Here is a 15,210-nt window from a genome sequence, read left to right on the forward strand (position 1 = left end):
GTCGGGGGAGGGTGTCAGTGTGCCAGCCAGATTACCGAGAAACCACCGTCAATCAGGAATGAAATAAGCAGTAGAAGAAAGATCAGGTGCAGTTGGAATTGCTGGTAGCTCATTCGCATATCAATCGTTTCCACGCGCTGACCAATCCTGCTGACCTGCTCGCCAAGAATGGCAGTTTTTTGAGTCATTTCTGATTTAAGTTTATCTGATAGTACCTTAACTTCACTTGAAAAATCTTTTGCATAAGCTGCTGTGGGTGTAGCAACTGCAACTGCCACACTGGCGCTTTTAGTGCCCAGGTTTTTCAGGAATTCCCTGCGTCTATTGTTCATGACATCCTCGTATAATTTGCTATACCCAGTCTAGTATTAGATTGGTAATCAGGTCGATTGTTCCGTGATCAGTCAATCTCCGCTCCAATGAAATTACCGGATGGAAAACAAGCGATATACTAGTAAGTGAGTTTATTGAACCGATCACGACATTGAAATGAGTTGAGATGAATATCAAGCTGCTGCTGGTTTTATTTACACTGCTATTCAGTACGCAAATTCATGCTGTTGGTGCAGCAGAATCGCCCCAGTTGGATAAACACACTGCCAGTAATGAAATGGTTGATTTGTGGTTCTTCTGGTCTGCGAAGTGTCCGCACTGCAAGGATGCCCATCCTCGTGTGGAGTCGATCGCAAACGAGATGCCCTGGCTAAAGTTGCACTCTTTGAGAATTGACGGGCAGCCTGAAAATATCCTGGTTTATCAGAGACTGGCGCAAGAAATTGGACACGAGGCCAGAAGTGTACCGGCATTTATTTTTTGTAACCGGATGCTGGTCGGTTGGGATGATAACGGTGTGGTTGAGCAGAGCCTGCGGGAAGGGCTTGTGTCATGTCATGACGATGGCCAGGAATCGGAATCGGGTTCACTTCAACCACTGGTGTTGCCACTTATCGGCGAGATAGATCCGCAAGCCTGGTCTCTGCCTGCATTCACCATAGCAATTGCGGCGTTGGACTCCTTCAACCCATGTGCGTTCTTCGTTCTACTGTTTTTACTCAGTTTGCTTGTACATGCCGGATCAAGAGCACGGATGCTTGTTATTGGTGGTTTTTTTATCCTGATCTCAGGCATAGTCTATTTCACTGCCATGGCTGCCTGGCTTAACCTGTTTACTTTAGTCGGCCATTTGCCGCTTGTGACCCTGGTCGCCGGCCTGCTCGCCATCACAATATCGTTGATCAATATCAAAGACTATTTCTGGTTCAAACGCGGAGCCTCCCTGACCATGTCAGGGAGCAATCGCGGAAAGCTGATGAAGCGTATGAGAACCATGCTGGCGAAAGGCTCCATGCCGACAATGCTTGCTGCTACCCTGTCGCTGGCATTGGCAGCGAATCTGTATGAGTTGCTGTGCACCGCTGGGTTCCCCATGGTGTATACCCGATTTCTGACACTCAATGAGCTAGGTACAGCGGAATATTATTTCTACCTGTTACTCTACAATTTTGTCTATATCGTGCCGTTAATGCTCATCATGACTGCTTTTGTCTTCACATTGGGGCAGCGAAAATTGCAGGAACATGAAGGACGGATACTCAAGCTGTTATCAGGAATCATGATGCTTGTTCTGGGTATGCTGCTGGTTTTTGCTCCTGAGGCATTGAGCATAATCTGGATTGTCATTTTGATGCTGGCAGGGTCGATTAGTGCAACCTGGGTGTTTGTAAAAATCGCACCGCCAAGGCCCCCCATGGTATGAATGCAATCAAACTGTTTGAATTTTCAAGAAGAGCGAAAAATAGCCTTATGGGAAGTTAACAAGTAATCCAAAAACAGGGTGCAGGCCAATGATTGAAACCTTGCTGATGGTAATGCGTGGAGTGGTGCCCGTAATGCCTACATTGGCCTTGCAGGTGACTGGGGTACCTTTTCAGCCGGAAGTAGATATTACAACTGCATTTCCCAGCTTAATCAGACAGCTGAAAAATTCTTTGGGTTATCGATAAACAAAATTCACTATTGCGACGGTAGTAATATATTATTTCAAAGATTCAGATATGCCTTATAGGCTTTAGCTATTGTTGAGAACTTGATTAACCTCGAAAAATCAACTAAACCATCACTATTCAGCCATGAGGATTTCATAATGAAATTATGTCGCTATATTGACAATCTGTTGTTTGTTTTATGCTTGGGCGCTGCGCAGGCCCTTCATGCATCAGATGTTGTCAGCAGCCAGAACATCGGCATGGAACTGGCGCAGGATATTGCCTATGAATCTGTATTGGCTTGCCGTAAAGATGGTTATAGCGTAAGTGCCGTTGTGGTGGATCGGTATGGCATTCTACGCGCAGCCTTACGCGATGACCTGGCTGCTCGCTTCACATTGGAAATAGCCGAACGTAAAGCGAACATGACCGTGATGTCATGGTCTGATAGTGGGGAGTTCAGGGAGTTACGACAAGATATACGACCTGAACTTAACCACATTGACGGGCTGATCGTGATGGTCGGAGGGGTAAAAATCACGTCTGGTGGCTACAATCTAGGTGCAGTTGGCGTCAGTGGTGCGCCTGGTGGAGAACTTGATGCCGCATGTGCCAGGCAAGCCCTTGAAAATTTGAGCGAAAGGATTGAATTCGCTATCGAATAGATTTAATAACAACTGATAAGAAAACAAAGGTAGGTGGAAAAATGAAAAAATCAACAATGGTGTTATTAGTCAGTCTGGGAACAGTCGCATTGCCAGTAACAGCCACTGCAATGGATAGCTCAATGAGCTTTTTCGTTACCAGTGTTGGTGGAGGAGATGGTGCAAACTTTGGTGGGCTGGATGGGGCGGATGCGCATTGCCAGAAACTTGCTTCCACTGCAGGTGCCGGCAATAAAACCTGGCGTGCTTACCTCAGCACGAGTGGAAAAATTGACTTCAAAAATCCTGAAAACAGTGTTGCCGCAGTTCATGCTCGTGATCGTATCGGAAATGGCCCCTGGCACAATGCAAAAGGGGTGCTGATCGCCAGTGATGTTGAGCAATTGCACAGCAACAACACTATGAATAAAGAGACAGCACTGAGCGAAAAGGGGAATCTGGTAAAGGATCGTGGTGATAAACCAAACGAGCATGACATATTGACTGGATCACGCTCTGACGGAACAGCGTTTGCCCCCTTCACTGATACCACGTGTAAAGACTGGACCAGTAACGACAAAGGTTCAGCTGTTGTTGGTCATCATGATGTAACTGGTCTCAATAGTGATAGTTGGTCAAAGTCATGGAATTTCTCGCACCAGTCCCGGGGGTGCAGCCTGAAAAATCTTCAAGCTACCGGTGGTGCGGGTTTGATTTATTGCTTTGCAGCGGACTAATTTATTTGCCAAGCTGTTTATTATTCAACTGACATACTACAAGACCCTGCTACAGCGGGGTTTTTAATAATCGCTTTGGAATGATAGTGGTCATTCATCCATGCTGAATCGGGGATCCATGCCAATGCCTGCTTCCGGCCAAAAACGGACATTAAAAACCACTTCAATACAGGATCGTCACAATATTCGGCCTAGGTTAACCAAACTCATTTTATGAGGAGAAGGAAAACTGTGAATTTTCATGGGTTGCTGATTTATTCTGGGCTACATTTATAAGATGAATTGAGGGCTTTTTGTTGGTCTCCAGGTTGTTTCTTACAATATTGCTATAGGTGGAAAGAATGAAAAAGAACATTATTGCTGCAACAGTTGCTATTACGATGTCTGCTTCCGGATCAGCGTTCGCATCATCTGGCATGTATGCAAACCTTTTGATAGGTGGATCATTTAATAACGATGTCGATTTTACGCAGGATATTGATCCAGCAGATGATTACTATAAAGGAAAAATTGACCTTGATAATGGGCTTGCTTTTTCTGCGGCAATTGGTAATCAGTATGGGAATTTCAGTGCTGAAGTGGAGCTGTCATACTTGAATGGTGATACGGGATTGCTGTCTTTTCCTGATGCTTCTGCTCCTTTTGATGAGGCAGATACAAACGGTGATATTTCTGTAACTGCCCTGATGTTAAATGGCTGGTATTCTTTCGGTGAAGGCCCCCTGAGACCATTTGTTGGTGCAGGCTTGGGTTATGCAAAAGCCAGCATTGATACAAGTTTTGACCTAGGTGGAAACAATGGTATTGATGACAGCGATTCAGGTTTTGCTTGGCAGGTTGGTGCAGGTGTCGAGTATGCACTTTCCGATACCACAAGCCTTGTCGGTGTATATAAATACATGAACATGGACAGCATTGATGTGACTGATAATGAAGACACAGATATTTCAACGGATTTTTCTACACATATCGTACAAGTTGGCTTGAAGATGAAATTCTGAACCATTTCGTTAACTTGACTAGTAATAACGGGGCCTTCGGGCCCCGTTTTTCATTACTGTGAACGACCGGTTCCGACCCAAAGCGGTCATTGAATGCGTTGCGAAATCCCATCAGTTATTGTCTTCTTCGTGGTAATAGCGGAAGTCAGGAGATACGAGCGACTGGCTGCTGTGTTACCTTTTCCGACAGTCAAATTTTATCAGCATCCTGCAATTAACTGGAAAAAGTAGACTTTATTTATTAACAGTTAAATGGACCAATACCCGCCCAAATTTTCTGTTCAAACTGTATCGGTGGAAATTCATATTTTTTTCCATCAATAACTATTGGTGGGCTAACCAACTCAAAATGCTCAATATCATCAAATGGAAAATGCACACGTATACTGAAATTCAACTCCCAATAAGGTGATAGAGAAACTTCTTTTACTGGAAAAGGCACAGTAGGAGATTCCACCATATCTTCACGATGCACGTCTAGTAGACGACTTATAGGCGCACCTATATCTTGATCTAAATTACGAATTAAAAACTCATCTGATACAAAATAAATGCGCTGTCCTGCTGAGGGTTTTAATTCCAGTCTGACTTGCACAGTATTTATATGACTGATAATGAAGGACCTTACTCTTACTGATAAATCACCAACCTTAAATAGAGACAGACTTTCAGTTGGCACACAATGTCCAGTAGAAATCTCTCCTCCTTTAACAGAAGGGCGATAATAGGTTTCAGCGGCAGGCACACAAGCCATTAAAGCTAACGGTAAAATAACTGCGGCAAATAGATGAACATATTTCATATATTAATTATCAATGGCATTAATCTTCTTGTCCCACTGTTGATATCTAATAGCGACACCTATCAGACGAAACGAGCTTGAATATCACTCTCGCCAATGACTGCTAATTGCTGTTAGCGGAAATCGCTCAATATCTAACAGACCGCTAGTCATCAATAACGGACACTCGGTCTGTATTTTGTCAGATGCCCGCTTCTGGCCGAAAACAGTCATTCCTTGCATGACTCTGAAGATGGTGTGAGTAGGGGGGGCACAGGTTGCAACAGAGGGCAGGGTATAGCGTACACAAAAAGTGCCTACATAAGTGCCTATATGTAATTAATCTCTAGCCATTTAGGAAGCGTAAAATTATAAGTAATTGATAAAATGGAGCCACTGGGCGGAATTGAACCGCCGACCTACTGATTACGAAACCAGGCGAGGTCATATCATAGGTGCACGTAACTCAATGAAACGCTTTGGATCAATAGCTTAGCAGACTTGCAAAGAGTTGTGGAGCAATGAAATAAACTAGGGGATGTACCTAGAAATGTACCCAAAGCATGCCTGCTCTCGGCATGAATGAGAACTATAGTTGTCCTAGTCGATCAAGCTCCTAAGAAGATAGTCGATGTTCTAGTTCTCTATTATAAAAAGCCGCTTTTCTGATCAAGTCTGAGAAGGTTTTCTAACAAATATCTACAAGTAATATGCCAGGGAATCCCCCCTAAAAACTGCTTTAATTCATTGATTTTGTGGTATGTTCATCTCTAGAGATTAGTGCATGCTTGAAGTCTAAGCATTCAAGTAAAACTCAGGGAAAGAATAACAATGCCACTGAATATTTTGGCCTGGGTAAGAACTAGAGGTCTTCATTTAAAAGTTTACTCATCTGTAGCACACAACTGGTGTCAAACGGAGAGTGCGGATGGCTGAGGCTGACGATGCGCGAACGAAGACTTCAGCTGAATTTCACCCACGTTGTTTGTCTGTTGATCTTGAGGTTGGTCTTAAAGACTCAATCATTCATCAGTTCGCCGGTGTCCGTGGCGATACAGGTGATTCTTATGTTAAAGGAAAAAATAAGCTTGATGCTGAGCTCGAGGCACTCGATGCTTTTTCTGAGGGAGTAAGCTTTCTCCTGGGCCACAATATCATTGCATTTGATATCCCTCATCTACAGGCTGCAAAACCTGATCTCAAATTGCTTGATCTCCCAGCCGTCGATACGCTGCAACTTAATCCGCTGGCCTTCCCTAAGAATCCATATCATCATCTTGTAAAGCATTACCAGGACGGGCAGCTTAGCAGGGGGCAACTGAATGATCCTGAACTAGATGCGAGACTAACACTGCAAGTATTTGCTGATCAACGCGAAGCCTTTCAAAAGATTAGCCAGAGTGATCCGAATTTAATCGAAGCGTGGCACTGGTTAACGACAGCAGATGATAAACAATCTGCTGTTAACTTATTCTTTTCAGCAATTCGGAAGCAAACACGACCAAAAGACACACACGCGAAAAAAATTATCAGTGATTACCTGCTTCCAAGGTCATGCAAAACAGCTGTAGGAGAGCTGCTGAATACAATAGAAAAACACCTGATGCCATTAGCCTATGTATTAGCTTGGTTGTCCGTGGCTGGTGGTAATTCGGTTATGCCTCCATGGGTACGTCATCAATTTCCAGATGCTGGCCGGCTTGTGAAAAAACTTCGTGATGAGCCATGCGATGATCCCAGTTGTTCATGGTGTACTGAACGCCATAACCCAACAAAAGAGTTACAGCGTTGGTTTGGCTTTGATGACTATAGGCCAGAGCCTTCTGATGAAAATGGTAATTCTCTACAAAAATTAATCGTGACTGCTGCAATGCGAGGTGAGCACGTACTCGGGATTCTTCCTACGGGTACCGGTAAGTCGTTGTGCTATCAAATTCCAGCGCTGTCGCGTTTTGATAAAACAGGTGCGCTTACAGTAGTAATTTCCCCTCTAGTTGCTTTGATGGCTGATCAGGTTGCTGGCTTAGAAGCCAAGGGAATAACAAGTTGTGCGGCACTCAATGGATTACTTTCCATGCCTGAACGATCAGATGTCCTTGATCGTGTCCGCTTGGGCGATATCGGGATATTGATTGTTTCGCCAGAGCAGCTGAGAAATCGGGCATTTAGAAAAGTTCTCGCACAACGTGAAATTGGGGCATGGGTGCTTGATGAAGCTCATTGTATTTCAAAGTGGGGGCATGATTTTCGACCGGATTACCGTTACGTTGGACGATTCATCAAGGAAAAAGCAGATGATGGTCCTATTCCTCCAATCCTTTGTTTAACTGCCACAGCAAAACCAGATGTTATAGAGGATGTAGTTGGTCATTTCCGAGACAAGATCGGTGTGACGCTCAAGGTATTTGACGGCGGTGCTAATCGTACAAATCTTTCATTTTCAGTTGTCTCTACAACTTCTGGAAAGAAATACGCTCATATTTATAGCATCCTAGAAAAGGAGCTACCCGAGAGTCAGGAAGGCGGGGCGATCATTTATTGTGCAACACGTAAGCAAACTGAAGAGGTCGCAAAATTTCTCAAAGAAAAAGGGCTTCGGGCCGATTATTTCCATGCAAATTTACCTCCTCAAACAAAAAAGGATGTCCAGGGACAATTTATCCAAGGAAAGTTGAAGGTCATTGCTGCGACAAATGCATTTGGGATGGGTATTGATAAGCCCGATGTGCGAGTAGTGATTCATGCCGATATACCAGGGTCGCTTGAAAATTATTTACAAGAAGCTGGACGTGCAGGGCGTGACCGCGAGGAAGCTCGCTGTGTTTTACTGTACACGCAAGATGACATTGAGCGCCAGTTTGGCATGTCAGCACGCTCACGTCTCACGTTGAGTGAAATTAAAGCGTTCCTTCGATCTGTTCGGCGACTAGACAGCCATAAGCACAAGCAGGGGAATATCATTGCAACATCTGGTGAGATTCTTGCAGAGGAAGATGAGGGCGTCGTTACAAGAGATTCTGCAACTGATGATACGCGCGTGCGCACGGCGCTCTTATGGTTAGAAGAGGCTGAGCTTCTCTCTAGAGAAGAAAACTTCGTTCAAATCTTTCCATCGTCACTACGCGTTTCTTCTATCGATGAGGCGAACAAGAAGCTCGATAAAATTCAAGAACCGAAATACCGTAAGCAGCTGATCTCTCTAATTCAAAATCTGATTGGTGCCAATGCCGATGAAGGTATTTCTACGGATGAATTGATGGCTGTTTCTGGCTTAAATACAGAAGAGCTTCGTCGAGCATTCTTTGACCTTGAAAATCTGGGTATTGCGAGTAACGATACGGCACTCACTGCCTATGTGCATGTCGGTGTTGCGAATAACTCTAAAAAGCTTCTTGATCAGGCTGAGCAGTTAGAAACAGCTTTAATTAACCTTATGCGCGAAGAGCATGGTGAGTTAGGGCAGGGTGATGCATCTGTACTCCAAACGCGGGTTGCTGCACAGAGGCTCAAAGATATGAATGTTGAGCGTGTATTTCCTGAATTTGTGCGTCGGATTATCCGAAGTCTTTCTATGGATGGAAGGAACGAAATTGGTGGTGTGGGCAGCCTGGCGATTAAAAATCTTGATCGAGAAAGAATACAGGTCACATTGCAGCGGTCATGGCCATATACGGAACAAACTGCATCAATTCGGAGAAAAGCTGCAAGGTTGATATTGGAATATTTAGTATCAACGATTCCCAGTGGGCATAAAGGCAAGGACCTGTTAGCTGAAACAACCATAGGTGAACTTGTCCGAGTTCTTGATAATGATATCGAATTGAAGTCAATGCAGCTCAATACGCAGAAAGTGCTAGATCGATCATTGCTCTGGCTTCATGAAATGGAAGTTATTCGCCTCAATAAAGGACTTGCAGTATTTAGACCGGCAATGACTCTACATATTAAAGAGGGAAAGAAAAATTTCTTAAAAACGGACTTTCAAATACTTCAGGGGCATTATGATGAGCAGGTCCTTCAAATACATGTGATGGCTGCATATGCTGAACATGGTCTTGAAACGATGGCCGAGGCATTGCGGCTTTCGATGGATTATTTTCTATTGAAGCAAGATGATTTCATCAAGAAGTGGATGCCAGGGCATGAAAAACAACTGGAACTTCAGACAACGCCAGAGTCTTGGCAACGAATTGTCGAATCACTGAACAATAAAACACAAGAAAAAATTGTTTCTGATACTAGAGAACAAACGAACGTTCTAGTACTTGCTGGTCCAGGGTCTGGGAAGACAAAAGTTCTTGTCCATCGTATTGCTTATTTGATTCGTGTTCGTCGTGAAAATCCACGTGGGATCATAGCGCTTGCATATAATCGACATGCAGCAATTGAGATACGTCGGCGTCTATTTGATTTAATTGGTGATGATGCAAAAGGTGTCACTGTGCTTACCTGCCACGCACTAGCAATGCGGCTCGTTGGTGCGTCATTTGAAAATCGTGCAAATATGGAAGGCGATGTTTTCAAGGAAGTTCTTGACCAAGCTATTGCGTTACTCAAAGGAGAGGATTTGCCTCCTGAAGATGCAGATGTACAGAGGGATCGTCTGCTTTCAGGTTTTCGCTGGATACTTGTAGATGAATATCAAGATATTGGTGAAGAGCAGTACGAGTTAATTGCTTCACTAGCTGGAAGAACACTGGATGAGGATCGCCAACTGACTTTATTTGCTGTCGGTGATGATGACCAGAATATTTATGCATTTAATGGTGCTTCAGTTGAATATATCCGCCGTTTTGAAGATGACTATAAAGCTAAGCCAAGTTATTTGACTGAAAATTATCGTTCAACTCGACACATTATCGATGCCTCAAATGCAATGATAGCGCCTGCACTTGAACGGATGAAAGTCTATCATCCAATTACCATCAATGCAGTACGTGAGAGTGAAAAACCTGGTGGTACATGGGAAGGAATTGATCCTGTTACAAAGGGACGTGTAAATATTCTGCAGGCCAATTCTAACCCTATAGATCAAGCAATCATGGTGATGCAAGAGTTACAGCGTCTAGCATCACTCAAGGATAACTGGGACTGGTCCACTACGGCAGTGATTGCGCGCGATTGGCGCTCTCTCGATTCGGTTCGGGCATATTGTGAAAAACATACAATACCCGTTCAGATGGCTAATGATGATATGCCTCAATTTTGGAGGCTTCGCGAAACACAAGAATTTGTTCAATGGCTAAGAAATAGGGACTCACGTCTCATCGACAAAGATGCAATCAACAATTGGTTAAAGAGCTGTCCTAAAGGTTATTGGTGGGAACTGCTCTCTGAAGCGCTCGCTGAATATTTAATTGAAGTAGATGAGTCAGAGTTGCCCACTCACTACCTTATTGAGTGGCTAGCTGAATGGGGTAGAGAAGTGCGCAGACAACAAAAAGGCCTATTGTTGCTCGTCGCACACCGAGCAAAAGGCTTAGAGTTTGATCATGTGGCGGTCTTAGGTGGCAACTGGGATAGAGTTGGAAGAGAGGAAGATCAAGATTCACCAAGACGACTCTATTACGTTGCGATGACGCGAGCGAAAGAAACTTTGACCCTTATACATGCGCCCAATGGATCGCAATTAAACAATGCCCTAATCGGACGCCAATCCACACTGCATCATTTGGACATGGGCCATCGAGAATCCAACTCAGGTCTAAATAAACACTATCAAACATTGACTATGAGGGATATTGATATTGGTTTTGCTGGGAGATTCAACGAATCGAATAAAGTTCACAAGTCTATTGCGTATATAACTACCGGGGATAATTTGAAGGTAAAAAATAATAATGGAAAATGGGAACTGACTGATGAAAATGGACATGTGGTTGGCCGGTTATCAAGGGCTTATCAATTCCCAGAAAACACATCATTAATCCGTGCCACAGTCGCAGCCATACTAACGAGATCAAGAGAAATGACTGATCCACAATATCAAAATAATGTGAGCTGTGATGAATGGGAAATTGTATTACCTGAATTTGTCTTTGAAAAACACAGCAACTAGCGGAAATGAATTCAATATTGAGTATTTGAGAGAAGGAGAATCGCTAAAGGACCAAATTCACCTGATTAGAATGATTTGTGTTACTTCTAATGTACCTTTAATTACCTGAAGGTCCGTAGTTAATATGAAACCTACAGATGCCTTATCACCTCGTATTCTGGTTATGGAGGAAGTATTTACGATGCAATTGAGCTTATGTAACAAGTTCCTCTAAATGGATTATTGAATAGTTATAACTGTAAATAAGGAGAATTGATTGAAGATACGAGAATTACTTCCTCATACTCACAACCATTTGTCTGGATCTATCAAATTAAACTGGGAAAAAGATTTTGAATTTTCAATTCCTCATGATGTCACTGAGTTAATTGATACTGTGTTTTCCTTCCAGAACGTGAATGTTATGTCTGGAAATATAGATTATGTAATCGAATGTACAAAAATAATATTGCTGGATATTGTCGATTCTAAAAGAAAGATAGGGGATGTGGAAGGTGTTTTTGTACTCAATTATATTCAGTTCAATATAACAATATTACCTCTTGATTATTATGTCAACGTGGGTTGGCATCAGGAGTCATATAACTGGGTAGCATATTCACTTTGTGATGATTTAAGTGATGCTCAAGTCAAGGAATTTGAGGTAATTAGATTAGTATCATTTATTAAGCACCCTGTGCTCGTAGATATATTGAATCCCTGTGTCATATCGAGATGGATCAGTGGCTTTTATTATATGGCTAGGTCGCTTTCTGCAATTCCTGACGTTGGAAAAGAAATACTGCAGTGGTCCTTAGACATCAGCATCAGAGCATTGCACTTGAACTGTGTCGACAATTTTTCTGATGCTTATTCTCAGATGGCGTGTTGGTCAGCAAATTATGATGACCCGCGTATTTGGGAAATCGTCAAGGTAATGGAAGATATAGCTGTAAACGAACTAGCACCAGAACAGCTAAGATGCAACTTTCTAGTTGCGATGTCTACAGTGGTTGGAAGATACACATCACGCAATAGCTGGGAATGGGCACAAGAAGCATTAGAAACATATCCACATCTACTGAAAGGCCATCAAACTCTTCAACTATCGCTTGATGGAATTAATTGGGCCGATCCAGAAAGTATTAATATTAATGTTGATATTGCAATTCGAGAAATAGAAAAGATAAATAAATTAAATGTCGAGCATGCGAAAGGAAACCAATTACTACTATACAAATTAACGGACAGATTAGTTAGCCTTATAGGTCCTTTTATAGGGACATGTATAAGAAATGGCAGAGCAGAATTGGCTATTACGATTTTACATTCTTGGTATTTGACTGAACCAAATAATCCTCTTAAGTCAGAAGAATTATTGGTTTTTTATCCAAACTATGCTTTTTCGTTGATTTATTCAATTGAGGGTAAAAGCCTGGTTATTGAACGTAATCAGGGTAACGAGCTTCAGACTATGATGGCTACTGCAAATGATTTTCTTGGAATTTCATGCTCAGTTGGTATGGTGTCTGATTTTGTATTAAATGTGCCTGAAGAGGGAAGATTCGGGGTGCCAAGTGACACTGCTTCGGATGAATTTGAAAGACAACTAGTTGAATTTTATGATCTTCGTAACCTCAAAGCATGCTGTGAGAAACAGTCTCTTAAAAACATTCGAGGTTATATATCAATTCCGTCTCATCAACAACCCATCCAGTATCTGTTAAATAAATATCTCTCAGTTACTTGGCCTTATGCAGTAAGTTTGGAAAAGCCATTCGCTGATAGAAAGGTAGGAAGAATATGTATGTGGTGCGGTGCAGGTTCAATCACAGAAGACATAGAAGTAAATGCCGTGAGTTCCATATTCACTAAACATGGCATAGGCGTTGATTATTTTCCCTCTGATTCAACAACTGTCGAGCAGTTCAAGGAAATTTATCAAGGAGATAAATACGACTTGATTTGGTTAATGTCTCATGGGGAATTTGACCATTGGAAACCAGGAGCCGCATCAATAGAAATCGAACAAGGGGTGTCGATCTCACTCGACGAGATATTGAGACTAGATGTACCAAACCACGATAATCGTAGATTGCTTCTATTCAATGTATGCGATGGAGCAACATATTCGAATCTTGGTGGCTTACCTCGTCTGAGTTTTGCACCAGCATTATCAAATCCTTCGCAGTGTGTGATTTCGCATTTATGGCCAGTTAATCCTTGGTCGGCAGCATTATTCGGTGCTTTATATGCAGTTAACTTATCAAAAACTTCCAGTTTCTTTGAAGGGTATGTATGCACTCTCAATGATTTCTTGCTAGACAGAGGTCAGATTCTTCAAATAGTTGAGGAACAGGTCGATGATGGTCAAGTTTTGCTTGAAAGGCTGACAAACCAAAATATTGATTATAGTTTGCTAGCCCACGCAGGTTCTTCCGCTTTCTTTCAATGATTGCATTTCTTATCTATGGTTTTTTCTGCCACGATATTATTAGCTCTCTCCACGGTTTTATTCATTGTCGTTATCATCAGAAGATACATTCGGCACACCGATAGCCTTTATCAGTTCAATTCGCTTTCCTACACTACCTTCCATTTCTGAATAGAGATGTTTATTGACAGTGAAGGTCGTCCTAGCTGTAATTAAACAGATAATATCTGAGTATCTACAAGGTGTATGTGGAATGGGCAGTATCCACAGAGATTATTAGATGCGGGCATTTTGTTAGCAGGCTTATGTAACTAGAAATGTACCCATATTAATCTGAATGCCTTTGAGGAATTCATAACCTACTGATTGCTCATCCGATTACGATTTCTGGCTTGGTCTAGCTGTAGGTGCCCGTAACTCAATGAAATGCATTGAATCAATAATTTAGCAGACTTGGAAAGAGTTGTGTGGCAATGTAGTAAGCTAGGGAATGTACCTAGAAATATACCCAATAAATTTCCGCTTATGGCTAGTAATTGGCATTCAAACTTCACCAAAATCCAAAAGAAAATCAGAATGTGATGGGGTAGGATGCCTATATCCAGTTTGAAACATCAATATGAAAATAACGAAAAAAATCATTCTCGGACATTAATTTAGACAAAAAATATTGCCTTTAGTTATTTTCGGACATCTTTGTTCATTTTGCATGAACCAATAGGCCTTCTCTGTCAAAGTTAGGCGTGAGGAAGTAGTATGACACATAAATATTACTCACAAAGAACAGGCTCTAATCCAAATTTAGAAGGTCTTCCTTTAGAAGATACCATTGACTTGTTCTCACGAATATTCGATCAGCTTAGATCAGATGGATATTTTGATGAGGCTTTCGGTTATTGGTGCATAGACGCAGACCATATCGAAGGTAATGTAAAAGATATAGAGCTTGAAATGCTTCTAGGAATCCGGAAGAAGAATTTATGGCCGATATCCGAGTACGCTTCAAGTTATTCCGAAGATGACTTTCTTGATGTGATCGAATTTCTATATCATTACGTCTCTAAGCCCATCGACGGGACAATGCACTCCTATGGTGGGTGTGGCATGCACTGGGAAACCTTCAACAAAGAGGAAGGGAAAAAATTCTATCGAGAAAAAATTAATTCGGTTCTTGCGCACTACAAGAATAAATTTGAACTTTCATCAAAAGGTGAGGTTCTTCATCAGCCAGAGCAGGGATTTGAGCAGATTTTCACCGCAGATGTACCATCAAAAGATACTAATGTCATAGGTAGGATTAACGCTGCGACCACAAATTTTCGCAGGCATGATTCTAGCATTGATGACCGACGCCAAGCTGTTAGAGACCTGGCAGATGTCTTGGAGTATCTAAAACCACAAGTACAAGAACTTCTAACCAATAAGGATGAAAAGGACTTATTCAATATTGCAAACAATTTCGGAATACGACATCACAACGATAAACAGAAAACTGACCTGCCCCCAGCAAGTGGTCCGGTTTGAATGTTAGTTCATCGCCGGTTTCAGCTCCAGTGGAATGATGGATTCAGGAGCTGGAGGGCGATAGCCC

Annotated in this window: 9 protein-coding genes; 7 read left to right on the top strand and 2 right to left on the bottom strand. The window is 42.3% G+C overall.

Going from position 1 to position 15,210, the window contains the following annotated elements; translation table 11 throughout:
- Nucleotides 1–14 precede the first annotated feature (14 nt).
- Nucleotides 15–332, bottom strand: coding sequence for a hypothetical protein (locus BOW06_RS11115; RefSeq protein ID WP_043117226.1), 318 nt, complete (start codon nt 330–332; stop codon nt 15–17).
- Nucleotides 333–499: 167 nt separating this feature from the next.
- Between BOW06_RS11115 and BOW06_RS11120 the strand changes: the two genes are divergently transcribed.
- From BOW06_RS11120 to BOW06_RS11135, 4 genes are all read left to right on the top strand, one after another.
- Complete coding sequence (locus tag BOW06_RS11120; protein ID WP_052132182.1) at nt 500–1,756, top strand: thioredoxin family protein; 1,257 nt, start codon at nt 500–502, stop codon at nt 1,754–1,756.
- A 387-nt stretch (nt 1,757–2,143) separates the two neighbouring features.
- Entirely contained in the window at nt 2,144–2,650 is a 507-nt protein-coding gene (locus tag BOW06_RS11125) for a GlcG/HbpS family heme-binding protein (protein ID WP_043117225.1), read from the top strand.
- A gap of 41 nt (nt 2,651–2,691) precedes the next feature.
- On the top strand, nt 2,692–3,366 hold the full coding sequence (locus BOW06_RS11130) for a hypothetical protein (RefSeq protein WP_043117224.1): 675 nt from the start codon (nt 2,692–2,694) through the stop codon (nt 3,364–3,366).
- 341 nt (nt 3,367–3,707) lie between these two features.
- The gene (locus BOW06_RS11135) at nt 3,708–4,367 is read left to right on the top strand and encodes an outer membrane protein (RefSeq protein ID WP_078454760.1); all 660 of its coding nucleotides are present in this window, start codon (nt 3,708–3,710) and stop codon (nt 4,365–4,367) included.
- A gap of 241 nt (nt 4,368–4,608) precedes the next feature.
- Here the strand turns inward: BOW06_RS11135 and BOW06_RS12970 are convergent, their stop codons facing one another.
- Nucleotides 4,609–5,169, bottom strand: a complete 561-nt coding sequence (locus tag BOW06_RS12970; protein ID WP_143556089.1) for a hypothetical protein — start codon at nt 5,167–5,169, stop codon at nt 4,609–4,611.
- 907 nt (nt 5,170–6,076) lie between these two features.
- Between BOW06_RS12970 and BOW06_RS11140 the strand changes: the two genes are divergently transcribed.
- The 3 genes from BOW06_RS11140 to BOW06_RS11150 all read left to right on the top strand — a co-directional run bounded on the left by BOW06_RS11140 (nt 6,077) and on the right by BOW06_RS11150 (nt 15,143).
- Entirely contained in the window at nt 6,077–11,206 is a 5,130-nt protein-coding gene (locus BOW06_RS11140) for a RecQ family ATP-dependent DNA helicase (RefSeq protein ID WP_078455052.1), read from the top strand.
- Nucleotides 11,207–11,462: 256 nt separating this feature from the next.
- A complete protein-coding gene (locus BOW06_RS11145) occupies nt 11,463–13,640 on the top strand; it encodes a CHAT domain-containing protein (RefSeq protein WP_078462857.1) in 2,178 nt (725 codons plus the stop codon).
- A gap of 735 nt (nt 13,641–14,375) precedes the next feature.
- Nucleotides 14,376–15,143, top strand: coding sequence for a hypothetical protein (locus tag BOW06_RS11150; RefSeq protein ID WP_052132180.1), 768 nt, complete (start codon nt 14,376–14,378; stop codon nt 15,141–15,143).
- Nucleotides 15,144–15,210: the final 67 nt, after the last annotated feature.

The organism is Solemya velum gill symbiont (assembly GCF_002020255.1).
In the GTDB taxonomy this organism is placed as follows: Bacteria; Pseudomonadota; Gammaproteobacteria; order Chromatiales; family Chromatiaceae.